The organism is Marinobacter sp., from assembly GCF_040882185.1.
In the GTDB taxonomy this organism is placed as follows: Bacteria; Pseudomonadota; Gammaproteobacteria; order Pseudomonadales; family Oleiphilaceae; genus Marinobacter.
This window is the reverse complement of record NZ_JBBEBW010000017.1, coordinates 58,208-82,855: the sequence shown is the minus strand read 5'-3', so window position 1 is coordinate 82,855 and position 24,648 is coordinate 58,208. Positions and strand designations below refer to the sequence as shown.

General features: G+C 56.4%; 23 protein-coding genes. 17 read left to right on the top strand and 6 right to left on the bottom strand.

Annotated elements, in window-relative coordinates; all coding sequences use genetic code 11:
* Window positions 1–152: 152 nt before the first annotated feature.
* Window positions 153–1,145 carry a GGDEF domain-containing protein gene (locus tag WEB64_RS09950; protein ID WP_368058897.1) on the top strand — a complete coding sequence of 331 codons (993 nt, stop codon included), beginning with the start codon at window positions 153–155 and terminating at the stop codon, window positions 1,143–1,145.
* Here WEB64_RS09950 and WEB64_RS09945 read toward each other — a convergent pair whose 3' ends face one another.
* On the bottom strand, window positions 1,146–2,534 hold the full coding sequence (locus WEB64_RS09945) for an MATE family efflux transporter (protein ID WP_368058895.1): 1,389 nt from the start codon (window positions 2,532–2,534) through the stop codon (window positions 1,146–1,148). It lies immediately after the preceding gene.
* 272 nt (window positions 2,535–2,806) lie between these two features.
* Between WEB64_RS09945 and WEB64_RS09940 the strand changes: the two genes are divergently transcribed.
* The 4 genes from WEB64_RS09940 (at window position 2,807) to msrB (ending at window position 6,746) form a co-directional block, all read left to right on the top strand.
* On the top strand, window positions 2,807–3,160 hold the full coding sequence (locus tag WEB64_RS09940; protein WP_368058893.1) for a hypothetical protein: 354 nt from the start codon (window positions 2,807–2,809) through the stop codon (window positions 3,158–3,160).
* Window positions 3,161–3,265: 105 nt separating this feature from the next.
* Complete coding sequence (locus WEB64_RS09935) at window positions 3,266–3,967, top strand: response regulator transcription factor (protein ID WP_368058891.1); 702 nt, start codon at window positions 3,266–3,268, stop codon at window positions 3,965–3,967.
* A 4-nt stretch (window positions 3,968–3,971) separates the two neighbouring features.
* Window positions 3,972–5,465, top strand: a complete 1,494-nt coding sequence (locus WEB64_RS09930) for an ATP-binding protein (RefSeq protein ID WP_368058889.1) — start codon at window positions 3,972–3,974, stop codon at window positions 5,463–5,465.
* 132 nt (window positions 5,466–5,597) lie between these two features.
* Window positions 5,598–6,746, top strand: a complete 1,149-nt coding sequence (gene msrB, locus WEB64_RS09925; RefSeq protein WP_368058887.1) for a peptide-methionine (R)-S-oxide reductase MsrB — start codon at window positions 5,598–5,600, stop codon at window positions 6,744–6,746.
* Between the two features lie 63 nt (window positions 6,747–6,809).
* Here msrB and WEB64_RS09920 read toward each other — a convergent pair whose 3' ends face one another.
* On the bottom strand, window positions 6,810–7,832 hold the full coding sequence (locus WEB64_RS09920; RefSeq protein WP_368058885.1) for a methyl-accepting chemotaxis protein: 1,023 nt from the start codon (window positions 7,830–7,832) through the stop codon (window positions 6,810–6,812).
* Window positions 7,833–8,126: 294 nt separating this feature from the next.
* On the opposite strand from WEB64_RS09920, the gene WEB64_RS09915 reads away from it, so the two are divergent.
* Window positions 8,127–9,239, top strand: coding sequence for an App1 family protein (locus WEB64_RS09915; RefSeq protein ID WP_368058883.1), 1,113 nt, complete (start codon window positions 8,127–8,129; stop codon window positions 9,237–9,239).
* A gap of 53 nt (window positions 9,240–9,292) precedes the next feature.
* Here the strand turns inward: WEB64_RS09915 and WEB64_RS09910 are convergent, their stop codons facing one another.
* The 4 genes from WEB64_RS09910 to WEB64_RS09895 all read right to left on the bottom strand — a co-directional run bounded on the left by WEB64_RS09910 (window position 9,293) and on the right by WEB64_RS09895 (window position 14,014).
* Entirely contained in the window at window positions 9,293–10,603 is a 1,311-nt protein-coding gene (locus WEB64_RS09910) for a TRAP transporter large permease subunit (protein WP_368058881.1), read from the bottom strand.
* The gene (locus tag WEB64_RS09905; RefSeq protein ID WP_368058879.1) at window positions 10,600–11,145 is read right to left on the bottom strand and encodes a TRAP transporter small permease subunit; all 546 of its coding nucleotides are present in this window, start codon (window positions 11,143–11,145) and stop codon (window positions 10,600–10,602) included. Before WEB64_RS09905 ends, WEB64_RS09910 begins: the two co-directional genes overlap by 4 nt.
* A gap of 84 nt (window positions 11,146–11,229) precedes the next feature.
* Window positions 11,230–12,276: a TRAP transporter substrate-binding protein DctP gene (dctP, locus tag WEB64_RS09900; RefSeq protein WP_368058877.1), complete on the bottom strand. Its 1,047-nt coding sequence runs from the start codon at window positions 12,274–12,276 to the stop codon at window positions 11,230–11,232.
* Window positions 12,277–12,421: 145 nt separating this feature from the next.
* Window positions 12,422–14,014: a class I adenylate-forming enzyme family protein gene (locus tag WEB64_RS09895; protein WP_368058875.1), complete on the bottom strand. Its 1,593-nt coding sequence runs from the start codon at window positions 14,012–14,014 to the stop codon at window positions 12,422–12,424.
* Between the two features lie 153 nt (window positions 14,015–14,167).
* Here WEB64_RS09895 and WEB64_RS09890 point away from each other — a divergent pair, with 153 nt between their 5' ends.
* The 11 genes from WEB64_RS09890 to WEB64_RS09840 all read left to right on the top strand — a co-directional run bounded on the left by WEB64_RS09890 (window position 14,168) and on the right by WEB64_RS09840 (window position 24,640).
* Entirely contained in the window at window positions 14,168–14,953 is a 786-nt protein-coding gene (locus tag WEB64_RS09890) for an SDR family NAD(P)-dependent oxidoreductase (protein ID WP_368058873.1), read from the top strand.
* Window positions 14,953–15,411: a PaaI family thioesterase gene (locus WEB64_RS09885; RefSeq protein ID WP_368058871.1), complete on the top strand. Its 459-nt coding sequence runs from the start codon at window positions 14,953–14,955 to the stop codon at window positions 15,409–15,411. The genes WEB64_RS09890 and WEB64_RS09885 overlap by 1 nt, the downstream gene beginning before the upstream one ends.
* Before the next feature lie 66 nt (window positions 15,412–15,477).
* The gene (locus WEB64_RS09880; protein ID WP_368058869.1) at window positions 15,478–16,701 is read left to right on the top strand and encodes an acyl-CoA dehydrogenase family protein; all 1,224 of its coding nucleotides are present in this window, start codon (window positions 15,478–15,480) and stop codon (window positions 16,699–16,701) included.
* 15 nt (window positions 16,702–16,716) lie between these two features.
* Window positions 16,717–17,484: an SDR family NAD(P)-dependent oxidoreductase gene (locus WEB64_RS09875; RefSeq protein WP_368058867.1), complete on the top strand. Its 768-nt coding sequence runs from the start codon at window positions 16,717–16,719 to the stop codon at window positions 17,482–17,484.
* Between the two features lie 50 nt (window positions 17,485–17,534).
* The gene (locus WEB64_RS09870; protein ID WP_368058865.1) at window positions 17,535–18,623 is read left to right on the top strand and encodes a phosphotransferase; all 1,089 of its coding nucleotides are present in this window, start codon (window positions 17,535–17,537) and stop codon (window positions 18,621–18,623) included.
* Window positions 18,620–19,381, top strand: coding sequence for a 5'/3'-nucleotidase SurE (gene surE / locus WEB64_RS09865; RefSeq protein WP_368058863.1), 762 nt, complete (start codon window positions 18,620–18,622; stop codon window positions 19,379–19,381). The genes WEB64_RS09870 and surE overlap by 4 nt, the downstream gene beginning before the upstream one ends.
* A gap of 70 nt (window positions 19,382–19,451) precedes the next feature.
* Window positions 19,452–21,128: a long-chain fatty acid--CoA ligase gene (locus WEB64_RS09860; protein ID WP_368058861.1), complete on the top strand. Its 1,677-nt coding sequence runs from the start codon at window positions 19,452–19,454 to the stop codon at window positions 21,126–21,128.
* 163 nt (window positions 21,129–21,291) lie between these two features.
* The gene (locus WEB64_RS09855; protein ID WP_368058859.1) at window positions 21,292–22,155 is read left to right on the top strand and encodes a branched-chain amino acid ABC transporter permease; all 864 of its coding nucleotides are present in this window, start codon (window positions 21,292–21,294) and stop codon (window positions 22,153–22,155) included.
* Between the two features lie 2 nt (window positions 22,156–22,157).
* Window positions 22,158–23,186 carry a branched-chain amino acid ABC transporter permease gene (locus WEB64_RS09850; RefSeq protein ID WP_368058857.1) on the top strand — a complete coding sequence of 343 codons (1,029 nt, stop codon included), beginning with the start codon at window positions 22,158–22,160 and terminating at the stop codon, window positions 23,184–23,186.
* The gene (locus tag WEB64_RS09845) at window positions 23,179–23,946 is read left to right on the top strand and encodes an ABC transporter ATP-binding protein (protein WP_368058855.1); all 768 of its coding nucleotides are present in this window, start codon (window positions 23,179–23,181) and stop codon (window positions 23,944–23,946) included. Before WEB64_RS09850 ends, WEB64_RS09845 begins: the two co-directional genes overlap by 8 nt.
* Window positions 23,933–24,640 (top strand): ABC transporter ATP-binding protein, encoded by a 708-nt coding sequence (locus WEB64_RS09840; protein WP_368058853.1) that lies wholly within the window; start codon window positions 23,933–23,935, stop codon window positions 24,638–24,640. The genes WEB64_RS09845 and WEB64_RS09840 overlap by 14 nt, the downstream gene beginning before the upstream one ends.
* Window positions 24,641–24,648: the final 8 nt, after the last annotated feature.

The following is a 24,648-nucleotide window of genomic DNA, read 5'->3' as shown; positions in this document are numbered from 1 at the left end:
TCTTTGGTAATTTTTTGACCTCCGTTACCGGATTGGCCAAAGATTTGATCTATGATGTTTGGCAGGCACTCATTTGGTGCCCTGATTTCCTGGCTGCCCGGTTGGCGCGCCCCAACCCGGTGAATGAATGATCGCGCCCTGGTTCCACCGATATGCTGTACCGCTTGCGCAATAATTTCCGATTGTCGATCATCACGATGCTGGGCGTGTGTGCCATTCTGGGCATCACTCCTTTTGCTATTTTCCGGTTTGTACAGGGTGACCTGCTGGCGGGCACCGTCGATACGGTCATCATGCTGTGTATCGTCATTACCATGAGTTATGCCTGGATCACTGGCGATACTCGCCGAAGCGGGTTCTGTATGGCTATCATCGCATGTGCCGGAGGGGCGACGGTCGCATCCGTGCTTGGCACTATCGGACTGTTCTGGCTTTTTCCGCCGTTTATCACCAGTTTCTTCCTGACACCACCGCGACTGGCCATTATCATAAACCTGTCCACGCTGCTGGTTTTGATGGTGTTCAATATCGGTTTTCAATCATTCGAATACATGCTTTCGTTTGCCACCACCGCTGTCGTTGTAAGCGCTTGCGCCTATATTTTTGCGTTGCGCAACGAAACCCAGCGGGTGCGGCTGGAACAGCTCGCTATACTGGACCCGCTGACCGGCGTCAAAAACCGCCGGGCGATGGAGCAGGAGCTCAAGTCGGCAGTCGCATTCCATCAGCGTAGCGGTCTCTCATACGCTCTTGCAATACTGGATCTGGACCATTTCAAACAGGTCAACGACGATCACGGCCATGCCGTGGGCGATGAGGTGTTGCTCAGTTGTGTGCAGATTATTCTCAAGCATACCCGCAGGACGGACCAGTTGTTCCGGTTCGGTGGTGAAGAATTCGTATTGCTGTTACCGGGCGTGGACGACTACGGCATGCGGTCGGTGTTGCGCAATGTATACCGGGTATTGCGCCGGGACCTGAAATGCCCGGGCGGCCCTGTTACCGCCTCATACGGACTCACTTTGTTGAAGGACGACGATACGCCGGATTCCTGGCTGGCGAGGGCAGACGCTGCACTTTACCAAGCGAAAGAGGATGGCCGGGACCGGGTAGCGGTAGCGGGTGAGGCCGAAGCCCTGGTGTGATCAGGCCGTGCGCGGCGAATAGCGGAACAGACGGATGCCCAACAGAATGCTGGCCGAAGCCAACCCACCTGTAAGCCCGACCCAGAAACCCGCTGCACCCATCGCCGGTATAATCAGGTCGGTAAAGGTAAGTGCGTAGCCCAGCGGTAATCCCAGACCCCAGAACGAAAACAGCATGATAATCATGGGTACCCGGGTGTCCTTGTAGCCCCGCAATGCGCTTATGCAGGTTACCTGGATCACATCGGCAATCTGGAACAGGGCCGCAAACACCAGCAACGATATCGTCACCTGCTGCACCGCGGGATCACTGGTGTAAAGCTGTGCAATGGGCGATGCCAGCAGAAACAGCAGCAGTGCAAATACCAGGGCTACTGCAGCCGCCAGAATCAGCGAACTGCGAGACAGTAGTCGGGCTGTGTCAGGTGCGCGCGCCCCGATCAGAAAGCTGACCCGCAAGGTGAGCGCCATGCCAATGCTCAGGGGAACCATAAAGAGCAAACTGACGACATTCAGGGCGATCTGGTGACCGGCCACAATCACCGGCCCCAGGGGCGCCAGGAACAGTGCGATCACCGAAAACATGCTGGCTTCTACGAAAATGGTAAAGCCAATGGGCACCCCGAGCTTCAGGATCAAGCTGATTTCCTGCCAATGGGGTTTGACCCAGCCGGTGATCAGGTTGTAATGCCGATAGGTTTTGCTGCGGCTCAAATAGACCAGCAAAGCCACCATGGCGACGCCGTTGGAAATCGAGGTAGCCCAGCCGCACCCGATGCCCCCCATGGCAGGCAAACCGAATTTCCCGTAAATAAAAATGTAATTCAAGGGCAGGTTGACCAGGGTGCCGAGCACCGAAAACGCCATGATGACCTTGGTGTGCCCCAGGCCATCGGTGAGGCCCCGCAATGCTGCCATCAGCAGCATCGCCGGAATGCCCCAGGCAAAAGCACTGAGGTAGCCCTGAGTAACAAAAGCCGTATGGCGATCCAAACGCAGGGTATCCAGTACCGGCCGCACATTGATCAGCAATAGAATCATCAGAACCGCTGCGCCAGCGGCGATGTAAATACCCTGCCAGGTGTCGGGCATGATACGACTGAACAGACCACCGCCCCGGTGACCTGAAATGATTGGCTGCAACGCGCTCAGGGTGCCCATGAAAAGCAGGAAAAGTGGCATCCACAGGCTGCTGCCGATGCCGACAGCGGCAAGGTCCTCGGCGCTGGCATGGCCCGCCATCACGGTATCAATAACACCGTTGGCCATCTGGGCAAGTTGCGCAATAAGAATCGGCCCGCCCAGCAACGCCAGGGTTTTCCATTCTGCCAGAGTGCGCTGGACCAGTGGCTGGCGTACTTCGGGAATGGGCTGGTGCGTTTCGTCCACGGGTAAGGCCTGCATCAGGGGTATAGGGCTGTGTGCGGGGCTGGATGATACCCGTTTTGCTGTCAGAAATAATGCTTTGGTATTTGATACAACCGCACAGGGGCTTCTTTACCTGCTGCGCATTGCCTTCATCGTCTCCGTGATGATTTCGTGATCTTTCCGGGATAGATTCTTTAGTCGTACGTTAGGCCTCCGTGAGCCCGTTTGGTCATGATTGTCCTCAGAGCCCGGGGCACTTGCCTCGGACCAATAATGAATACAGGGAGAAGTTTATGAAAACGCTGACTCGAATGTTTCTTGCCACTGCGATCACGGTTGCTGCCATGGGTGTTGGCACGTCACATGCTGAAGAGATGAAAAAAGACGGCATGATGAAAGATGATGGCATGAAGCACGGCGATATGAAAAAAGATGACGGCATTATGGGGAAAAGTGACAACACCAATCACGGCGATATGAAAAAAGATGGCATGATGAAAGATGACGGTATGAAGAAAGACGGCATGACGCACGATGACATGAAGAAAGATGATGGCATGATGGGGAAAAGCGACAACACGAATCACAGCGATATGAAGAAAGATGGCATGATGAAAGATCATGACATGAAAAAAGACGATAAATAAATCATAGACAGATGTCTGACGTTGCACGTGCATCAACCGCCCGGTCCGCTCCCGGGCGGGTCTGTTTTGGCTGGCAATAAACACCGGCCCGGAGCCAGGGAACTTATGACACGCACCGTATTGATTGTTGAGGATAACCCCGGCATCGCCCAGCTTGTGCGCATGCATGTGGAAGACCTGAACTGCAAGACCGTGGTCTGCGACCGGGGCGATACTGGCCTGGCGCGATTTCGGCAAGGTGGAATTGATCTGGTAGTGCTGGATCTGATGCTGCCAGGGCTAGACGGGTTGTCCGTGTGCCGGGAGATCCGATCACAGCCGGGTTACATCCCGGTTTTAATGCTGACCGCCAAAAGCTCGGAACTCGACCGGGTGCTGGGTCTTGAGATGGGCGCGGATGATTACCTCATCAAACCGTTCAGCGTTGCAGAACTCTCTGCGCGAGTGAAGGCGCTGTTCCGGCGGGTGGATGCGATGGCATCAAGCCCGGCTCCGGCTACTCCGGACCAGCCGATAGAGTGCGAGGGTCTGGCCATTGACCCGGTGCGCCGACGGGTTCAGTTCAACGGTGTGGAAGTGGAACTGACCGCGCGGGAGTTTGACCTGCTTTGGCACTTTGCCAGGCACCCGGGCCGGGTGTTCAGCCGGATGCAGTTGCTGGATACCGTCTGGGGCTATAACCATGACGGCTACGAGCACACCGTCAACACCCACATCAACCGCCTGCGCGGCAAGATTGAGCAGGACCCGGCCAACCCCCGTTTTATCCAGACGGTGTGGGGCGTCGGTTACCGGTTTCGGGACTGAGCCCATGATCAGAACCCTTTATACCCGGCTGGCCCTGGGACTGTTTGTCCTGCTGGTGGCGGTGGGTCTAGTGTACTCCGTTATCAGCCTGTATTCCCTGCGGGAGTACAATGCCTCGTTGAATCAGGAACTGAACCGGGACCTTGCGAAAAAACTGGTGCAGGACCGCAACCTCATCAACGAAGGCCGCCTGGATGAAGCCGCCCTCAAGGAGCTGTTCTCCCTCTATATGGCGATCAACCCCAGCATTGAGATTTACCTGCTCGACCGCGAAGGTCGCATACTGTCCTACTCCGCTGACCCGGAGAAGATCAAGCGCAACCAGGTGTCGCTGGCGCCGATCCAACGACTGCTCGATGACATGGCGGCCTATCCGGTGCTGGGGGATGACCCCCGCAGTCATGATCGGCAAAAGGTCTTTTCCGTTACTCCTATTCCCTCCGCCGACAAGCTCGAAGGCTATCTGTATGTGGTGTTGCGGGGTGAGGAGTACGACATGGCAGAAACCATGGCCAGAAGTGGGCATTTTATTGAAATGAGCGCCTGGGCGGTGGTGATCAGCCTGGCTTTCGGCATGGTTGCGGGGCTGGCGGTATTCCGCCTGCTGACCCGACGATTAACCCGGCTGACCGGGCTGGTAGAACAGTTCGAGCACACTGGCATGAGTCGCCAGCCTCCACAAACCTGGCAGCAGCAGCGGCCGGAGGTGCGGGACGAAGTGGATTATCTCGGGGTTACCTTTGATCATATGGCTCAGCGTATTGCCAGCCAGATCGAAGAATTGCAGGACAAAGACTCGTTGCGGCGTAGGTTGGTGGCGCAGGTTTCCCATGATCTGCGAACCCCGTTGGCGTCCATGCAGGGTTATGTCGAGAGTCTGCGCATGAAACGGAAAGTGCTTTCCGACGCTGAACAGGAACGCTTCCTCGATATCGCTTTGGAAGAGGGCCGACGTCTTGGCCGCCTGGTGGATGAATTGTTTGAACTGGCCGCCTTGGAAGCCCGGGAAAAGCAGCCACAACCTGAGCCTTTCGCAGCGGCTGAGCTGATTTACGACGTCTCCCATAAGCATGTGCCCGAAGCGGAACGTAAAAACCTGGTGCTCAATGTTTCCGGCTCACTTTCCTTACCCCTAGTCTACGGTGATCTGGCCATGACTGAGCGGGTGCTGGATAACCTGATCAGCAATGCCATTACCTACAGTCCCGCCGGTGAGTCGGTTGAACTGGCGCTGGCGCTGGAAGGCGAGCGGCTCACAGTGCGGGTGAGTGACGCGGGCCCAGGTATTCCGGAGCAGGACAGGCCCCACATATTCGAAGCCTTCTATCGCGGTGATGCCCGCAACACTAGCGGGCACGCCGGGTTGGGACTGGCTATTGCCCGGCGTATTATGGAAATGCAGGGTGGAACGATCAGCGTGTTCAATAATCCGGTGTGTGGCGCTACCTTCGAGATCCGCCTGCCTGTGTACCAGGACAATGATCTGCCTCCGAAATGATCCTAAAGGTGTTATAAATTCGTAATAACTCCCAGATCAAAGCGTGAACTTTTACCAACACACTGGGAACTGTCCGCACAACCCGGCTGTCTCTACAGTCGGGGCGCGTATTTCGCAAACGAGGTGACTAGTATGGATCGTCAAATATTTTACGCAGCACTGGTGCTGATTGTCGGGCTCATTGGCTTTAAGGCCAGTGCCACCGACGACACAGCCCCCAAAGATTCACAATACGCCCCGACCGATGCATCCCTTGAGGTGGCTACCTTTGCCGGTGGTTGTTTCTGGTGTGTTGAAGCCGGCTTTGAAAAGATTCCCGGTGTGGTCGAGGCGGTCTCTGGCTACAGCGGTGGTGATGAGAAAAATCCTAACTATCAGCAGGTCGCTGGCGGCCAGACTGGTCACACCGAAGCGGTTCAGGTTTACTACGATCCTGAGGTCATTACCTATGAGGGCTTGCTGCAAGGGCTCTGGCGCATGATGAATCCGACCGACGTTAACGGTCAGTTTGTAGACCGTGGCAAGCAGTATCGGCCGGGGATTTTCTACCACAACGCTGAGGAAAAACGCATAGCCGAAAAGTCCATTCAGGCCCTTGAGGAAAGTGGCCGCTATGACAATCCGGTGGCGATTGAAGTAACCCAGTTTGAGTCATTCTATGACGCAGAGGAGTACCATCAGGATTACTACGAGAAAAATCCGGTGCGCTACAAGGTTTACACCTTCAACTCTGGCCGTTACCAGTTCATAGACGACGTTTGGGGAGAGGATCGGGAAATCGACTACGCCGATTATCGCCCCGATGCCAAGGCCGAAACCTCTGACCGTCAGGGCTATCAAAAGCCCAGCGAGGAAGAACTTCGTGAACGGCTGACCGATATCCAGTACAAAGTTACTCAGGACGACGCCACTGAGCGCCCGTATGACAACGAATACTGGGACGAAAAACGTCCCGGCATCTATGTCGACGTGGTCTCCGGTGAGCCGCTGTTCCTGTCCACTGACAAATACAAATCCGGCACTGGGTGGCCGAGTTTTATCCGGCCCATCAGCCCCGAACTCGTGGTTGAGAAAGAAGATCGGTCCTGGTTCGGGGTGCGTACCGAGATTCGCAGCACTCTGGCAGACTCACATCTGGGCCATGTGTTTACCGATGGTCCGGAGCCCACTGGCCTGCGTTATTGTATGAACTCGGCCGCGCTGAAGTTTATCCCGAAGGCTGATATGGCCGACGCCGGTTATGGTCAGTACGTTGACCAGGTTAGAGAACCCATTAGTTGAAGCGTATGGGATCGCCAGCGGCTTTCTCAAGTGTTCTGATCAACGACGAAGTACCGGCCCGATTTACATCCTGAATCGGGCAACCTGGGCCTGCAAGGCCTCCCCCAGACGCGCCAGCTCATTACTGGCGCCCGCCACTTCGGTTGAATCACTGGCGGATTGTTCACTGACATCCCGAATCAACGTGACGTTCTGGTTAATATCTTCCGCAACGGCGGTTTGCTGTTCTGCCGCGGTTGCGATCTGGCTATTCAGCCGGCTGATATCTTCGACCGCACGGGCGATCTCTGCAATTTGCTCGCCAGTGGATTGGGCTTTCTCCAGAGTCCGGTTCGCCAGCTCCGAGCCTTGCCCCATGGTCACGACGGATCCCTCTGCACTGTTCACCAGATTGTTGACCAGGCTTTCGATCTCGGTGGCGGAGGTTTGGGTGCGTTTTGCCAGCGAGCGCACTTCATCTGCCACCACCGCAAAACCGCGACCCTGCTCACCCGCGCGTGCCGCTTCGATGGCCGCGTTCAGTGCCAGCAGGTTGGTTTGATCAGCCACTGACTTGATCACATCCAGAACCGACACGATGTTCTGGGTATCAACCTGCAAACCCTGCAGGCGCTTGGTGACTTCCAGTACTTTTTCATTCAGTTCTGTAAGATGACTCAGGGTTTCTTTGACCGCTGTCTCACCCGCTGCTGCTTTTTCATTGGCAAGATTAGCAGCGGTAAACGCATCACCGGCGTTGGTGGCCACATCGTTGGCAGTTGCTACCATCTCGTTCATGGCGGTGCCCACCTGGTCGGTCTGATCACGCTGCTGAGCAATACCCGAGCTGGTGCGCTCGGTTACGGCGGAGAGCTGGGTGGCAGAGGTGGCAATCTGTCCGGAATTGGAATCGATACTGCGCACCAAATCTCGCAGGTTTACTACCATGGTGCCCAATGCCGATAGCAATTGCCCAAGCTCATCACCGCGATTACTGCGGATGTCACCGCTCAAATCGCCGGAGGCCACTCGGGTTGCCAGACTGACCGCCTGCCGGATCGGGTGCGTGATGCTGCGGGTGAGCAGCCAGCCCGAAAATACGCCCAATACCACCAATAATCACAGACAGCAGAATCAGCAGGGCGATACCGGCCGCCAGCTTGATGCCGATTGACTAGTCAGAAAACAGTTTAGAGAAGGGCATGCTCGGGTTCCCGGGTAGTTAGAGTGACGCGTTATCGTCATCTGTCTCACGCAACCCTTCGTATCGACCGGAACTGGAATAAGTTGAGGCAATTTAGCAAATTGCCTCATAACATTGAGCTTGGGCGCGATTGCTTGCAGAATCAGTGATCCTGCCTGTATCAATGGTAGCTCCATTTACGTTTAGCTGAGGAATCAATGCCCCTTCGTCGCCAACCCATAAAGCTTGCCGTAGCCTTGCGCAAGGCTCTTCATATTCTTGCGTCACCGGTTAAGGGCGATAATGGCCGGGGCGGGCTTTTTATCCATGCTTATCGGGGCTACGGATCCAGCCAACAGCTGTTTCTGATGGGGCGTGTGTTTCATCAACCAGGGTTTGGTTCGCGCTTGCGGGAGGACCGAGTGCGCCGGGACCTGATTGATTTGCTTAGACGCTTGCTGCGCAAGCCAGTGGTGAATGCGAAGGTGCGGGTCTGTTACAAGGATGCGGAGCAGATCGTGCATACCGACCGCCATGGTTTTTTTCGTGTAAGCATGGCCTTGTCGACCATGCCCTCGGACGTGCTTTGGCATTCAATAGACCTGTCATTGATTGATCCGGTAGATGAGCGTGCGACTACGACGGGCGAGTTTTTCACGCCGGCCTCGACGGCCCGCTATGGGGTGATAAGTGATATTGACGACACCGTCGTTTATACCGGCGTGGCGAGCACCGCCAGAATGATGTGGCGCCTGTTTGCCCAGGGAGCGGAGAGTCGGATGGTCTTTCCCGGCGTGTCGGCCTTGTATCAGGCATTTTACGATGGCGCCTCCGGCCACCAGGGCAATCCAATGCTGTATGTCTCGCGTGCGCCCTGGAGTATCTATCAGGTGCTGGTGGAGTTTTTCCGAATGCATCATATTCCAGTGGGGCCGATCCTGATCCTGCGGGAATGGGGGCTAAAACGCGGTAGTCTGTTACCCCGGCGTGCCAAGGATCATAAGCTGGAGGTGATCCGGCAGATGCTGGCGATTTACAAGGATCTGCCTTTCGTGCTCATCGGCGATAGCGGTCAGCACGATCCTGAAGTGTACACCCGCATTCTGCGGGAGCACCCGGGGCGTATCATTGGCATCTATATCCGGGATGTCAGTAATGACGCAGGGCGGGAAGAATCGATTGCGACGCTGGCCCATGAAGTCAAAGCAGCGGGCAGCGATCTCATGTTGGCCTCGGATAGCCTGGTGATGGCTCAGCATGCCGTTGAGCAGGGCCTGATTTCGGCGGATGCGCTGAATACGGTTAAGCTCGTTCAGGACCAAGAGGAGTAGGCCCCGACAAATAGCCGGGGCCTGGGGAATCGATCAGCGCTGTCCTGCCAGCTTCAAAAGAACAACTCAGGCAAATAGGTGGCGATCTGCGGGAAAATCATGATCAGCGCCAGCCCGATGATTTCCACAATGACGAACGGGATGATCGACATGTAGATGTCCTTCATGGTGATACTCGGCGGCACCACCCCTTTCAGGTAGAACAGGTTGAAGCCGAAGGGCGGCGTCATGTAGCCGATTTCCATGTTGATCACGAATAGAATGCCGAACCAGATCGGGTCAAACCCGAGAGATTCCACAATCGGCATGAATACCGGCAGAGTAATCAGCATGATGCCGACCGGGTCCAGAACCATGGCGAGCAGGAAGGTGATTAGCATCATTGAGAGAATGATGCCCCAGGGGCCGCCGGGGATCATCTGCACAAATCCTTCGATCAGCTCCTGCGCACCCATACTCTGATATGCGGCACTGAAGGCATGAGCGGCAAACAGAATCCACATGATCATGCCGGTCAGCTTGAACGTGCGAATGGCCGCATCGTTAATCAGTGCCCAACTGAATTTGCGATACACCAGCGCTGAAACCAGCGAACCCAGCACACCCACGGCAGCAGCTTCAGTGGGTGTGGTAATGCCGCCGATGATAGAGCCCAACACCATAATCACAATCAGGATTGGCAGGATCACGGCTCGCAGGGCATGAAATTTTTCCGGCCAGGAAGCACGCTCTTCCGGAGGCAGTGCCGGTGCGAGATGAGGCTGGAAGTAGCAGCGGATAATAATGTACGCGATGGTGAGAACCATCAGCAGGATGCCCGGTAATACACCGGCTGCGAACATCTGGCCCACCGACACACCGGTAATCAGGGCGTACAGGATCATCAGGATGCTGGGCGGAATCAGAATGCCCCAGCCCCCGCCTGTGTTTATACACCCCAGGGCCATATTCTTGTCATACCCCCGCTCCAGCATCGAAGGCAGGGCGATGGTACCCATGGCAACCACAGCGGCCCCGCTGATACCGCACATGGCGGCGAAGATGGCACAGATAAACAGAGTGCCGATGGCCAGACCGCCCCGAACGCCACCCCACCACATGTACATCATGCGGTAGAGGTCATTGGCAACGCCGGTTCGCTCCAGAATCATCGCCATAAAGACAAACAGCGGTATGGCGACCAGGGTAAAACTGCCCATGGTGCCCCAGATCTGGGACGCGACCATGTAGAAGGAGTCGAAGCCCCAGGTAAAGTAGAGAAAGACCACGGATACGCCGCCAAGCACAAAGGCCAGCGGCAAACCAAGAATCAAAAAGAACAGCAGGGACCCAAAAAACAATAACGTCAGGACTTCAATGCTCACAATGGATCTCCTGCAGACTGTCCCGCGTCGGGCTTGTAGTAGCTCAGGTTGAAGGCTATGGCGATGTCCTGGAGCAGTTTGACGATACCTTGCAGCACCAGCAGGCCGGCACCCAGAGGTATCGCCGCTTTGATGGGCCAGATCGGCGGGTTCCAGGCCGAGTAGGTGGTTTCAAGGTTTCCAATGGATTCCTGGGCCATGTCGATGCCGAAATACAGCAACGCAAGGGTAAAAATAAAGAATACGATGGAGGTTACTATATCCAGGCCTGCCTGGGTGCGGCGGCCGAAATGGGAATACAGCAGGTCTACATTCACGTGGCCCCGATGGGCCATGATGTAACCGCCGGAAAGAATCGCATAGACGCCGAACAGCATCTGGGTGAGTTCGTTGGTCCATACCGTGGGAGCATTCAGTAAATAGCGGAAGCCGACTTCCAGCAGCAGTAGCACAAACATGACAGCGACAAGCCAGGCGACCCATCTTCCGATAAAGCCATTCAGGCGGGTGACGCCGTTCATGAATGCGGTGAGCGCACGCATGGCAACCTCCGGTTAACAAAACTGTGACTGACAAAAAACCGGGCAGCCTGCAATGAGGCATGCCCGGCGTATTGGTTTGCTGGTTTAAAGGTACCCGAGATCCGTCAGGTAGCTTTTCAGCATGTCCAGAGCTTTCTGGGCATTTTCGCTACGCTTGCCTTCTTCGTCCCACATGCTCTGGGCGGTCTTGACCAGGCGGTCCTGAACATCATCCGGCAAGGTGTTGATCTCAACACCGTCTTCGGCGATCGCTTTGGCGAGGGTAATGCGCTCTTTATAGAGGTATTCGTTGGTGCGTACCCAGAACTGTTCGTCCAGGGCCTGCTTGACGATTTTCTGCATGTCTTCCGGCAGCTTATCCAGCGCTTTCTGGCTGACGATGATGGCGTCGGTGCCAGCGATGTTCAGGCCGGGTTGCACGTGATATTTGGCCACTTCATACAGCCCCATGCTGGAAGCGCCCTGAGCTGCGCCCCAGTGAGCGCCGTCCACAACGCCGGAATCCAGCGCGGTATAGAGTTCGCCGCCAGGAATATAGGACGCAGCGGCACCGGCTTCAGTCAAGAATTTCTGTAGCGCGCCAGAGGAGCGGATCTTCAACTTGGTGAAGTCTTCCCAACTGTTGATGGGGTTCTTGACGACCATCTCGGTTGGATAGACTTTGTCAGTCGCCCAGTAAACGCCGTGCTCCGCTGCTTCGTCCCGCAGCATCTGCTCGAACCCGAGATTCTGGTGGAAATAGGCCGCTTCCCAGACATTCCGAAAAGCAAACGGCAGGCCTGACGCAATACCGGCAAGGCTTATCTTGTCCTGGGCGTAGGCCGGAGAGATAGTACCCATCTCAAGAATACCCCGGCTGACGGCGTTGAACGTCTCCTGGGCCTTGAACAGCGCGCCAGATTCGTAGAGCTGAAGCTTCAGGCGGCCATCGGTGCGCTCTTCGATCACATTTTTCAGGCGTACCAGACTATCTTCATAAGAGCTGCTGGAGCCGGGCCAATGGGACTGTACCTTCCAGGTGAAGGTGTCCTGGGCAGCCGCCGGGCTGACAGCCAGTGCTGCCGAGACGCCCAGAGTGATGGCGGAAGCGTAAACGGCGAATTTCTTGCGGTAGTGAGTAAGCATTTTCATGGCATTACCTCTTGTTGTTGTGTCTCTTACTATGTCGTCAGGTTTTTCGTTTCTATTTCGCACTGCGGTATTCTGGACTGCAAGGCGAATTAAGATTTTCTGAATCTACCACATGACTCGCCTTTTGCAATAGGTTAGTCGATGTCTATTGGTTCAGGTAATCTGCTCGGAGTTCCCGTTTCAATACCTTGCCAATGGTGTTCCGGGGCAGATCGTCCCGAAATTCAACTGCAGACAACCGTTGGGCCTTGCCGAGACGAAGGTTTGCCCATTCGAGAATATCGTCGGCCGACGTCGTGGTGCCAGTCTTTCTCACGACCAGCCCCAGCGGTGTTTCCCCCCAGTACTCGCTGGGAATGCCGATCACGGCGGCGTCGCTCACCTCAGGGTGCGCCAGCAGAATTTTCTCCAGGTCGACCGCGTAGATGTTAAAACCGCCAGAAATGATCATGTCTTTACGACGATCCAGAATATAAAGGAAACCATCTTCGTCGAGCCGTCCCATGTCACCACTTTTATAGAACACCTCTCCCTCGGGGCTGGTCCAGAGTATTTCACGGGTTTGCTCATCTCGATTGCAATAGCCCCGCATCATGGCGCCAGCACGGCCAACTATCTCCCCGATTTCGCCCACGGGCAAGGGGCGGAGCTGCTCATCAAGTATACGGACCTCGGCGCCTTCGGTGGGTTTGCCAACCGACTCCCACTTGTCAGGATGCTGGCCGCAATCAAGGCTGGTGGAGATGCCGCCTTCCGTCAGCCCATAAACTTCGATCAGATTGCCCGGCCAGCGCTCCAGCGCTTCAGCAATGACTTTGGCCCGCAACGGAGCGCTGGTAGACAGCTTGAGCTGGAAGGCAGATAGATCAAAGCGGTCGAAGTCCGGCTCTGCCAGAATGCGTTGGTACTGCACCGGCACCAGCATGGCGTGGGTGACTTTGTGGGCCTGTGCCAGCTCCAGAAATTGGTGTGCATTGAATTTCGGCATGATGACCAGGGTACCGCCGTTAAACAGGGTCGGCAGCACGGACACCAGCGTGGTGTTGGAGTACAGGGGTGTCGAAACCAGGTTGATGGCATCTCCATTCAGCCCATTGGTTGTCATACGGCGAATCTGCCGGGACCGGAACCGGTAGTCGTGAAGTATGCCCTTGGGGCTGCCTGTCGTCCCGGAGCTGTAGATGATATTGAAAGCATCATCAAGGCCCACCCTGGCGGGGTCAGGCTTTCCAGAGGCGCCCTGCACCCAGTCTTCAAGGCTGATGGCGCTGTCATCGGGGCGATAATCTAGACCGATGCGTTTATTCGCAGCAATGTGACTGAGATGGTCGCGGACTTCACCATAAAGGCTGTCATTACGGTGGGAGACAAACAGAAAGCGGGCGTCGCAATCATTGATCATCAAGGCCAGGGATTCGCCACTGGCCATGCCGGACAGCGGCACCATACAGCCGCCAGCGATCAGCGTGCCGAGGTACAGGGCGACGAAATCAGCACTGTTTTCGGACAGCCCGGCGACGGTGTCGCCGGTGGTCAGGCCCTGGGCCCGCAATTGATTGGCAAAGGCGTTGGCGCGGTTGAGGAAGCGCTGCCAACTGATCGTGTGGTCGCCCTCTATGAGTGCAATTTTGTCGGGCTGGGTGTGGGCATACTCTTGAACCTTCCAACCGATGGCGTCGAGGGTTTCCGAATCGTTTACCGGTGCATAAACAGGCATTTTCTGCACGTAATCTTTCATTTCGTAGCCTTTGATGATTGTTGTGTTCTGACTAGTGAAATTAATTTCCGAATATATTGACTCAAAACCGAGAGGCATGACAAATTAAATGGAGTTCGCAGTAATACACCAATTACTCGCAGTAACACGCCAATTATAAGAAAGGAACATCCCATGAAGCGTTTTAGCGAACGGGTAGCCCTGGTGACCGGCGCTGGCAGTGGCATTGGTCAGGCCACAGCCGTCCGGCTTTCCCGAGAGGGTGCAGATCTGGTTCTGGTGGATCAATCGGAAGCCGGGTTGGCCGAAACCCAGGGCATGCTCGCGGAAGACTCACGGGTGATGAGTCGTGTGATGGATGTGTCAGATGAGGTGCAGGTCAAAAAACTGATACGGGACACCATCAAAGCCTTTGATCGTATTGATGTGCTCTGCAACAACGCCGGCATCGCCGGTCATCATCCGCCTATCACCGAGCAGGATGAGGGTGAATGGCAGCGTATTCTGGACGTTAACCTGATTGGCCCAATGTTGTTCATCAAGCACGTAGCGCCTCATATGCAGAGCCGCCGTCAGGGCGCGATCGTTAATACGGCGTCGGTGGCGGGTATCCGCTCCGGTGCTGGTGGCAATGCGTACAGTGCCTCCAAGGCGGGGGTTATCAATCTCACCATGACGGCAGCCTGTGACCTGGGCGGCGACAATATCCGGGTGAACGCGGTGTGTCCTGGCCTGGTTGAAACCGGCATGACCCAGCCGGTATTTAATTATGCCCGCACTCACGAAAAAGCTCATAAACTGGGTTCTCGCTGTGAATTACGGCGCTACGGCGCGCCGGAAGAGATTGCAGCCGCCATTCTGTTTCTCGCCAGCGACGATGCCAGCTACATTACGGGGCAGGCGCTGCCGGTTGACGGCGGCAATACTGCGTCATTGAACCTGCCGGGGATGAAAGTGTAATGACCGAAACAGACAGCCATATCGATATCACGGATGTAGATGTAGATGTAGAGCAACTGGGGGGCTTTCACCAATTGCTTGGTTACCGGCATGTCTCCTGGGAAGAAAACCGCGCCGTGATCGAGTTGAAGCTGCAACCCAAACACATCAATCTGGGGGGTGTTGTTCATGGCGGGGTGCTGACCTCGCTGCTGGATGTGGTGCTGGCTAACGCGGGCACCTATTGCCCCTACCCGGGTCGCATGCGTAAAGCAATCACCCTGTCACTGACCACCACGTTCACCGGGCAATGCTCCAGTGGAACCATCCGGGTGACGGGCGAACGCCGGGCCGGGGGGCAGCGTATTTTCAATAGCACCGGCGAGGCCCGGGACGAGGCCGGAAATCTGCTGGCCATTGCCGAAGGCACCTTCCGGCTCAGAACCGGCAGCGAAAAGCCCGATGGCGTACCGATCTGACCGGACGACTCCGACTGAGCCCGCCCGACTGCTTTTATTCAGAACAAACACAAGAGGCACTGAACCATGTTTGAACTCTCAGACAAAGCCAAGCATTTGCAACAGCAACTCATCGAATTTATGGATGCGCACGTTTACCCCAACGAACACGTGCACCATGAGCAGATCGCGACTGCGGAAAACCGCTGGGCATCGACGGCCATTCTGGAAGAGCTGAAATCCAGGGCCAAGGCTGCCGGTTTGTGGAATCTGTTTCTACCGGAAAGTGAATTTGGCGCCGGGCTGAGCAACTTCGAGTACGCTCACCTTTGCGAAATCATGGGGCGTTCCCATATGGCACCGGAAGTATTCAACTGCTCTGCGCCCGATACCGGCAACATGGAAGTACTTGCGCGCTACGGTACGCCGGAACATCAGGAAAAGTGGCTCAAACCCCTGTTGAACGGTGAGATCCGCTCCTGCTTTGCGATGACGGAACCAGCGGTCGCTTCCTCCGACGCCACCAATATTGCCTGCGAGATTCGCCGGGATGGTGACGAGTATGTGATCAACGGGCGTAAATGGTGGTCTTCCGGTGCCATGACCAACACCTGCAAGATTGCCATCGTGATGGGTAAGACCGATCCCACAGCCGCCCACCACGCCCAGCAATCGATGATCCTGGTGCCGTTTGATTCGCCAGGGGTGAAGATTGTGCGGCCGTTGACGGTGTTTGGCTACGACCATGCCCCCCATGGCCACGCCGAAGTGGTTTACGACAACGTGCGGGTGCCGGCATCGAATATCCTGTTGGGTGAAGGCCGCGGCTTCGAGATTGCCCAGGGGCGTCTCGGTCCTGGCCGTATTCACCACTGCATGCGCACTATCGGAGTAGCGGAACGCGCCCTGGAAGCCATGTGTCAGCGGGTGAACGAGCGTGAAGCCTTTGGCAAACAACTGGTCAGGTTTGATTCCATCCGCAAGGATATCGCCCGTTCCCGGCTGGAGATTGAGCAGACCCGTCTGCTGACACTTAAGGCAGCTCATATGATGGACACGGTTGGCAACAAGGTGGCCCGTCAGGAAATTGCCATGATCAAGGTTGCAGCCCCCAGTATGGCCCTGGCAGTACTGGACCGCGCGATCCAGGCCCACGGCGCCATGGGCGTTTGTCAGGACACCTTCCTCGCTTCCGCCTGGGCGCATATCCGCACCCTGAGACTGGCGGACGGCCCGGATGAGGTGCATCTGGACAGCATCGCCAAGATCGAACTGCGCGACTACCCGAAAGCCCAACCGGCCAATCACTGAAACGGAGTCTGAATCATGACCAATCCACTGTTTGATATGACCGGCAAGGTCGCCCTGATTACCGGCTCCACCAAAGGCATTGGCCGCTCGATTGCTGAGGAAATGGCCCGTTGTGGCGCCCGGGTCGTAATCTCCAGCCGTAAGGCCGAGGTTTGCGATCAGGTTGCAGGCGAGCTCAAAGCCCAGGGTTTCGAGGCTATTGCCATTCCCTGCCATGTGGGCAAGAAAGCGGACTTGCAGAATCTGGTAGACAAAACCATTGCCGCTTGGGGCCGGATTGACGTGTTGGTGTGCAACGCCGCGACCAATCCGGTTTACGGACCGACTCAGGAGATGACTGACGAAGCCTGGGACAAGATCATGGACACCAACGTCAAAGGCTCGTTCTGGCTCACCCAGATGGTGCTGCCGGGCATGGCAGAGCGGGGTGACGGTGCGGTGGTCATGCTGTCCAGTATTGCTGGCCTGCGGGGTAATACTGTGATCGGCACCTACGGGGTGTCCAAGGCGGCGGAAGCAGCGCTTGCCCGTAATTTGGCGGTAGAGTGGGGACCGAAAGGCATCCGGGTTAATGCTATTGCACCGGGCCTGATCAAGACGGATTTTGCCAAAGCGTTGCTGGAAGACCCGGTGCGTGTAAAGCGCGCCGAAGAGAAGACACCTCTGCGTCGCATTGGCGATCCGGTTGACATCGCAGGCCTGGCTGTTTTCCTGTCGACCCCCGCCAGTGCCTATATCACCGGCCAGGTCATTGTGGCGGACGGAGGCGAGACCGCCTGTTAAACAGGTCGTATCAAAAACCCTATGGTTGAGGGCACAAAGTTGAGGGCACGATGACGGAAAGCAGGAAAAACACCGACCCGGAGTTGGTCGAGGTGCTGGAAGCGCACCGCCTGGACGAAACAAAACTGCTGAGCTGGTTACAGGCCAACATGTCGGGAATCGGCAATCGGCTGGAGATCAAACAGTTCCAGGGCGGGCAATCCAATCCGACCTATTTGCTGACAGCCGACAGCGGTCGTTACGTGCTGCGCAAGAAACCGCCGGGCAAAGTACTACCCTCGGCCCACATGGTTGAGCGCGAATACAAGGTGATTCGGGCATTGTCTGAACACACCGACGTGCCGGTGCCAAAAACCCGCGTATTGTGCGAAGACAGTGACATCATCGGTACGCCGTTTTACGTAATGGACTTCATGCCGGGCAGGGTAGTCAGTCATCCGGCCCTGTGGGATCTCGACTTTGGCGAACGTACACCGGTGCATGAGGCCGCCATGGATACACTGGCGGCGCTGCACCAGGTAGACGTTAACGCTGTCGGTCTGGGTGATTTTGGTCGCCCGGGCGGGTACGTCGCGCGGCAGGTCTCCCGTTGGACGAAGCAGTATCAGGCCTCCCGCACCGGCGAAATGCCCGCCATGGACAAGCTCATGGTTTGGCTGCCTGAGAACCTGCCGCAACATGATGAATGTGCCATTGCCCATGGCGATTATCGTCTGGGCAATCTGATGCTGGCCGACGACAAACCCGAGATCATTGCTATTCTGGATTGGGAGCTGTCCACCCTGGGCCATCCGATTGCCGATCTGGCCTACTACTGCCTGCCTTATCACCTGCCCAACGATTTGACCGGCATGCGCGGTGTGGTCGGGGAGGATCTGGCAGCGCTCGGGATTCCTGATGAACAGGCCCTCATTGAGCGTTACTGCCAGCAGGCTGGCCGGTCTGGTATCGATGACTGGCACGTGTTTCTGGCATTCTCGTTGTTTCGGCTGGCAGCAATTATTCAGGGCGTCTACGCTCGGGCGTTACAGGGTAATGCCAGTAACGCTGATGCACTGCAGGTCGGAGAACGTGCCCACGTGCTGGCTGAAGCTGGCTGGCGCATCGCCCAGCAAGGCAAACAGGGAATCCAATCATGAATGAAGCGATGGTGAAGCGGATTCTGATTACCAACGACGACGGCATCGCCGCCCCGGGTCTGGAAGTGCTGATCGATATTGCCCACGCCCTTGCGGAAGAGGTCTGGGTGGTGGCGCCGGAACATGACCGCAGCGGTGCGGGTCAGAGCATTTCACTGCATACGCCGCTGCGGGTCTATCAACACGCCAACCGGCGTTACGCGGTGTCCGGGACGCCAGCCGACTGCGTGCTGTTCGCATTGGCGGAATGGTTTGGTGAAACCCCGCCGGATCTGGTGCTCTCCGGTGTCAACAACGGTGCCAATATCAGTGATTCGGTACAGTACTCCGGTACCGTCGGCGCGGTGCTGACGGCAGAGCACATGGGAATCCCTGCGATTGCCCTCAGCCAGGCCTACCTTAATCGTGACGGTATCAACTGGGCACCCGTGAACGTCTGGGGTGAACGGGTCATCCGCGCGCTCTGGCAGCCCGAGCAGCCCTGCTGCTGGAATGTAAATTTCCCGGCCTGTGAGGCGGACGAAGTTCGCGAAATGCGCTGGGCCCGGCAATCCACGGGCTCTATTCAACGTACCCAACTGCTGGCGGGCCAGGATGCCCGCAATTTGCCGTACTGGTGGCTCGGGTTCGAGCGCAGCTCACGTCATATTGTGGCGCCGGATTCGGACGTGGCCGTACTGCGGGATAACGCCATTGCGGTAACCCCCTTGCGCAGTGAGGCGGGCTTGCCCGGTGGCGCAACGATGGTGGTGTTGTAGGTCATTTCTTCTACACGAATACGATTCACACAAGCGCTGTTCAAAAAGTGCTATTGGGAGAATAACAAACATGTTCACACGACATTACGGGGTCTGGCCGAAAGAGCTACCAAAGACCATGACGCTGCCCCAGACCAGTGTGTTTACCAATCTGGCGATCTCGGCCCTGCGGTATCCTGACCATACCGCCATCATCTATTACGATAGCAAACTCAGTTATCGGGAGTTATTGAGCGAGGTCGAAGCCCTAGCGGCTTACCTGCAGGCGCAGGGGGTCCGTAAAGGTGATCGGGTGATGCTGTACATGCAGAACTCGCCCCAGTACGTGGTGTCCTATTACGCTATCTTGCGGGCGGATGCCGTGGTTATACCGGTCAACCCGATGAATCGCGCCGCCGAGCTGGAACACTACGTTGCCGATACTGGCGCCCGGGTGTGTCTGGCCGGGCAGGAGCTGGTGAGTTTTCTTGCCCCGCTGATCGGTCCGTCCAATCTCGAACAGGTATCCAACCTCGAACAGGTAGTGGTGGCCTCCTACGGGACTTACGTGAAAGCTCCAACGGACCTGGATCTACCGCCAGAGGTGGCCGCTCCGGTGACGCCTTTGAACGCTCCTGGTTTCGTCGCCTGGGAAGATGCACTGAACTCTGCAGGCCAGCCCTCGGAACACACGGCTGGTCCAGAAGATCTGGCTGTAATCCCTTACAGCTCCGGCACCACCGGCGCCCCGAAAGGCTGCATGCACACTCATCTGGGGGTGATGGCGACGGCCGTTCACCGGTCATTCTGGAATGCCAGCACGGCCAGTGCGGTGCACCTGGCCACCTTGCCGTTTTTCCATGTCACTGGTATGCAGGGCTCCATGAACAGCCCCATCTATTGTGGCTCCACCAGCGTTATCATGACACGCTGGAACCGCACCACGGCAGCACGGCTGATCGAGCGCTACAAAATCACCGGCTGGACCAACATCGTTACCATGGCGGTGGACTTCCTTTCAAACCCGGATATCGGCCAATACGACCTCAGCAGCCTGAATACCATTGGCGGCGGCGGAGCAGCGATGCCCGCACCCATTGCCCGCAAGCTGAAGGAGATGACAGGCCTCGATTACATTGAAGGCTATGGTCTGTCTGAGACGATGGCGGCTACCCACATTAACCCGACTAACCGTCCCAAGCCCCAGTGCCTGGGCATACCGGTGTTTGATGTGGATTCCCGCATCGTGGACCTGGAATCCCTGGAAGAAAAGGCAGTCGGCGAGGTCGGTGAAATCGTCAGTCGCGGTCCGCAAATCACCGTTGGTTACTGGAACCGTCCGGCTGAAACCGAAGCCGCATTTATCACTCTGGATGGCGAACGCTTCTTCCGTACCGGTGATCTGGCCTATTACGATGAAGAGGGCTATTTCTTCATGGTGGATCGGGTCAAACGGATGATTAATGCTTCCGGTTTCAAGGTCTGGCCCTCCGAGGTGGAGAGCCTGATGTACCGTCACCCTGCGATTCACGAGTGCTGCATCATCTCATCACCTCATCCCAAGCGGGGCGAAACAGTAAAGGCCTGCATCGTGCTCAATGCCGATGCCCAGGACACCACCGCCGCTGACATTGTGGCCTGGTGTAAGGAGGAAATGGCCGCTTACAAGGTTCCTGAAATCATCCAGTTCGTCAGCGAGCTGCCGAAGTCTCCGACCGGCAAACTGATGTGGAAGGCGTTGCAGGACCTGGAGTGGCAAAGAGAATGAGTCAGAAGGTGGGGTCCGCAGAGCGGAACAAGGTTTTATCATTTGACTGTGCCGCTCTGCACTGTACTCTCTTGTATTCTCTTATTAGCTCTACGCTCTGATGAACTGAAAATAGAAGCAGTAGTTCTGAGTCCCGACAACAACAATTTAACGGGAGACTGGCTTGAACCTTTTCCTTCAGCAAATCGTGAACGGTTTGACCCTGGGCAGCATTTACGGATTGGTTGCCTTGGGGTTAACGCTCGTTTACGGCATCCTGCACATTCCCAACTTCGCCCACGGTGCGCTCTACATGGTGGGCGCTTTCATGTCGTACTTCCTGATGGTGGATGTGGGCGTCCATTACTGGTTCGCCATGGCCGGCGCCGCAGTGATTGTTGCGGTGCTGGCCATCATCTGCGAGCGTCTGGTGTTTCATCCGCTCCGGCATTCTCCACCCATTCACGACAAGATCGCGGCCATTGGCATCCTGCTGTTTCTGGAGGCCGTGGTGCAGATGTTCTGGGGCTCGGATTTCCGCCGCATGTCCTCGCCGTTTACCGGCATCCTGAATTTCGATGGGCTGATCATTCCCGAACAGCGGTTACTCATCATCGTGGGGGCGCTAGCGCTGATGGCGGGCTTGCAGGTGTTCCTGCGCAAGACCATGACCGGCGCCACCATTATTGCCATGGCGCAGAACAGGGAAGGGGCGTTTCTGGTGGGTATTGATGCCAACCGCGTGGCAATGATGACCTTTGCGATCTCCGGCGCCCTCGCGGCTATTGCCGCTACGCTCTATGCGCCGATCAATCTTGTTTATCCCGCTATGGGCCACCTGGTGATCATGAAAGCCTTCGTCATCATCATACTGGGCGGTATGGGCAGCATTCCCGGTGCCATTGTGGGCGGCATGATCATCGGCTTTGCGGAGGCATTTGGCGGCTTCTACATCTCTACTGCCTACAAGGACATCATCGCGTTCGGTTTGCTGGTGGTTATTTTGTCCATCCGTCCCCAGGGGCTGTTTGCGAAAGGGGCGCACTGACCATGTTGCTAAAAATTGCTGCTCTGTTCATGAAACCATGCGCCAAGATGGCCATGCTTGCCTTTGCTCTGGCATTTCCGTTTCTCGCCGCTAACGAGTATCAGGTCTACGTGATGGCGACTGCCTTCATATGGGCGATCGCGGTCTACGGTCTTAACATTATCACCGGCTATTGTGGCCAACTGAACCTGGCCCACGGGGGTTTTTTTGCCATTGGTGCCTACACCCTCGGGTTGCTGACGGCGGATTATGGCTGGAGTTTCTGGCCTGCGTTTGTCAGTGCGCTGGTAGTGACGGCGGTGCTCGGCTTTCTGGTGGGCGTGGTCTCTCTGCGCCTCAAGGAGCATTACTTTGCCATCTTCACCCTCTGTGTGGGGTTCATCATCTACCTGCTGCTGGATAAATGGGAAGAGCTAACCCACGGCGCCATCGGCGTGCGTGATATTGCTGCCCCCTACGGCTTCGGACTGGTCGATTTTACTGACACCACGCCGTTTTATTATCTGGTGCTGGCCTTTCTTGTACTCGCCATGTGGTTTATCAGCCGGTTGTCGAACTCCCTGCTCGGGCGCACGTTTATTGCCATCCGAAACGGCGACCGACTGGCCGAGTCCCTGGGTATCAATGTGATGCGCAACAAGGTGCTGGCGTTTGTGCTGTCTACTACCTACGCCGGTCTGGCCGGGGCGCTGTATGCCGGTATGGTGCGTTTCATCGGCCCGGAAGAAGCCAACATCAATCATACCTTTGACATGATCACCTATCTGCTGGTGGGCGGTATCGGTACGCTGTCCGGTCCCTTGCTGGGAACGTTGGGTCTGGTCTGGATCACGCAATCACTGCAGTTTCTGGAAGAGTACCGGATGATCATATTCGGGCCGCTGCTGGTGGTGCTCGTGATCTTCTTCCCACGGGGTATCGTGGGCTCTTTCCTGACCTGGATTCACCGTAAATCCCAGGCTCTTATACCCGCCGATAAACACAAAGACCGCAAGGTTACCCCTGCCAAGGAGGTCGAGAACAATGCTTAAAGTCGACAACCTGACCAAGATGTTCGGTGGACTGGCGGCGGTCAGCAATGTGTCAGTGGAATTCGAGGCCAACAGGGTTAATGCCATTATCGGTCCCAACGGGGCGGGCAAGAGTACCTTTTTCAACCTCATATCCGGCACCCATAAGCCCACCTCCGGTACCATTTTGCTGGAGGGTAAAGATGTCACCATGCTTCCCTGTGACCAGATCGCAGGGTTGGGCGTCGGCCGCACTTTCCAGACCACCAACCTGTTTGAACAGGCGACGGTGCTGGACAATCTGATCGTCGGCCACCGCTTGCGCACTCGCTCTGGTCTGTGGGATGTGCTGATCAATTCGAAGCGCCTGCAAGGCGAAGAGCGGGCCTGTCGCAAAAAAGCCCGGGAAGCTCTCGATTTCGTTGGTTTGACTCATATCGAAAACCGTTTTATTGCCGACATCACCCAGGAAGAACGCAAGCGCGTGGCTTTTGCTCTTGCGCTGGCGACAGACCCGAAGATACTGCTGCTTGATGAGCCCGCTGCCGGGGTTAACCCTGAGGAAACCGAGGGTCTGGCGGACCTGATGCGAAAGATGATCAACCACGGCCTGACCGTGTGCCTGATTGAGCACAAGATGGACATGATCATGGGCATTGCCGACAAGATTATGGTGTTGGACCACGGTGAGAAGATCGCCGAGGGCACGCCAGAGCAGGTCCGTAATGACCCCGCTGTGATCGAGGCCTATCTGGGGGGTGACGAAGATGCTGCAGCTTAAACACATGGATGTCTGCTACGGCAGTTTCAAGGCTCTCAACGACATTTCCATGACCGTCAACTCCGGTGAGTTGGTGGTGCTGCTCGGGGCTAACGGTGCGGGCAAGACCTCGCTGTTCAACATGATCAGTGGTCTGGTTCGGCCCTCGGCGGGCGAGGTTGAATTTGAGGGCCAGCGTCTGGACGGCCTCAAACCCAGCGCCGTCGTTGCCACTGGTGTGGTGCAATGCGCTGAGGGCCGCAAACTGTTCCCACAGATGAGCGTGGCACAGAATCTGATGCTGGGCGCTTATGTGCACCGACGGGACAAACAGGGTAATCGTGACCGTCTGAAGGAAATGTACGAATTATTCCCGATTCTTGAAGAAAAGAAGCACCAGCCAGCTGCCTCACTGTCAGGCGGGCAACAGCAAATGGTAGCGATCGGTCGGGCAATGATGGGTCGGCCGCGCCTGCTGATGCTAGACGAGCCATCGCTGGGTCTGGCACCGCTGGTCGTGCGACAGATGTTTGCCACCATCAGCCAGATTAACAGCCTTGGTACCACTGTTCTGCTGGCGGAACAGAATGCATTCGCGGCGTTGAAAATCGCCAGCCGCGCCTATGTAATGGAAAATGGTCAATTGGTTATGGAGGGGGACCGGGAGGCCATGCTGGGTAACGAAGAGGTGCGAAGAGCCTATATCGGAGCCTGACTGGCAAA

Bases quoted from the DNA above. Each gene is read 5' to 3' on its own strand.
- WEB64_RS09950 (WP_368058897.1), top strand. From the start codon at position 153: ATGCTGTACCGCTTGCGCAATAATTTCCGATTGTCGATCATCACGATG.
- msrB (WP_368058887.1), top strand. From the start codon at position 5,598: ATGGATCGTCAAATATTTTACGCAGCACTGGTGCTGATTGTCGGGCTC.
- WEB64_RS09895 (WP_368058875.1), bottom strand. From the start codon at position 14,014: ATGAAAGATTACGTGCAGAAAATGCCTGTTTATGCACCGGTAAACGAT.
- dctP (WP_368058877.1), bottom strand. From the start codon at position 12,276: ATGAAAATGCTTACTCACTACCGCAAGAAATTCGCCGTTTACGCTTCC.
- WEB64_RS09885 (WP_368058871.1), top strand. From the start codon at position 14,953: ATGACCGAAACAGACAGCCATATCGATATCACGGATGTAGATGTAGAT.
- WEB64_RS09880 (WP_368058869.1), top strand. From the start codon at position 15,478: ATGTTTGAACTCTCAGACAAAGCCAAGCATTTGCAACAGCAACTCATC.
- WEB64_RS09860 (WP_368058861.1), top strand. From the start codon at position 19,452: ATGTTCACACGACATTACGGGGTCTGGCCGAAAGAGCTACCAAAGACC.
- WEB64_RS09850 (WP_368058857.1), top strand. From the start codon at position 22,158: ATGTTGCTAAAAATTGCTGCTCTGTTCATGAAACCATGCGCCAAGATG.
- WEB64_RS09890 (WP_368058873.1), top strand. From the start codon at position 14,168: ATGAAGCGTTTTAGCGAACGGGTAGCCCTGGTGACCGGCGCTGGCAGT.
- WEB64_RS09875 (WP_368058867.1), top strand. From the start codon at position 16,717: ATGACCAATCCACTGTTTGATATGACCGGCAAGGTCGCCCTGATTACC.
- WEB64_RS09840 (WP_368058853.1), top strand. From the start codon at position 23,933: ATGCTGCAGCTTAAACACATGGATGTCTGCTACGGCAGTTTCAAGGCT.
- surE (WP_368058863.1), top strand. From the start codon at position 18,620: ATGAATGAAGCGATGGTGAAGCGGATTCTGATTACCAACGACGACGGC.
- WEB64_RS09940 (WP_368058893.1), top strand. From the start codon at position 2,807: ATGAAAACGCTGACTCGAATGTTTCTTGCCACTGCGATCACGGTTGCT.
- WEB64_RS09930 (WP_368058889.1), top strand. From the start codon at position 3,972: ATGATCAGAACCCTTTATACCCGGCTGGCCCTGGGACTGTTTGTCCTG.
- WEB64_RS09870 (WP_368058865.1), top strand. From the start codon at position 17,535: ATGACGGAAAGCAGGAAAAACACCGACCCGGAGTTGGTCGAGGTGCTG.
- WEB64_RS09915 (WP_368058883.1), top strand. From the start codon at position 8,127: ATGCCCCTTCGTCGCCAACCCATAAAGCTTGCCGTAGCCTTGCGCAAG.
- WEB64_RS09935 (WP_368058891.1), top strand. From the start codon at position 3,266: ATGACACGCACCGTATTGATTGTTGAGGATAACCCCGGCATCGCCCAG.
- WEB64_RS09845 (WP_368058855.1), top strand. From the start codon at position 23,179: ATGCTTAAAGTCGACAACCTGACCAAGATGTTCGGTGGACTGGCGGCG.
- WEB64_RS09905 (WP_368058879.1), bottom strand. From the start codon at position 11,145: ATGCGTGCGCTCACCGCATTCATGAACGGCGTCACCCGCCTGAATGGC.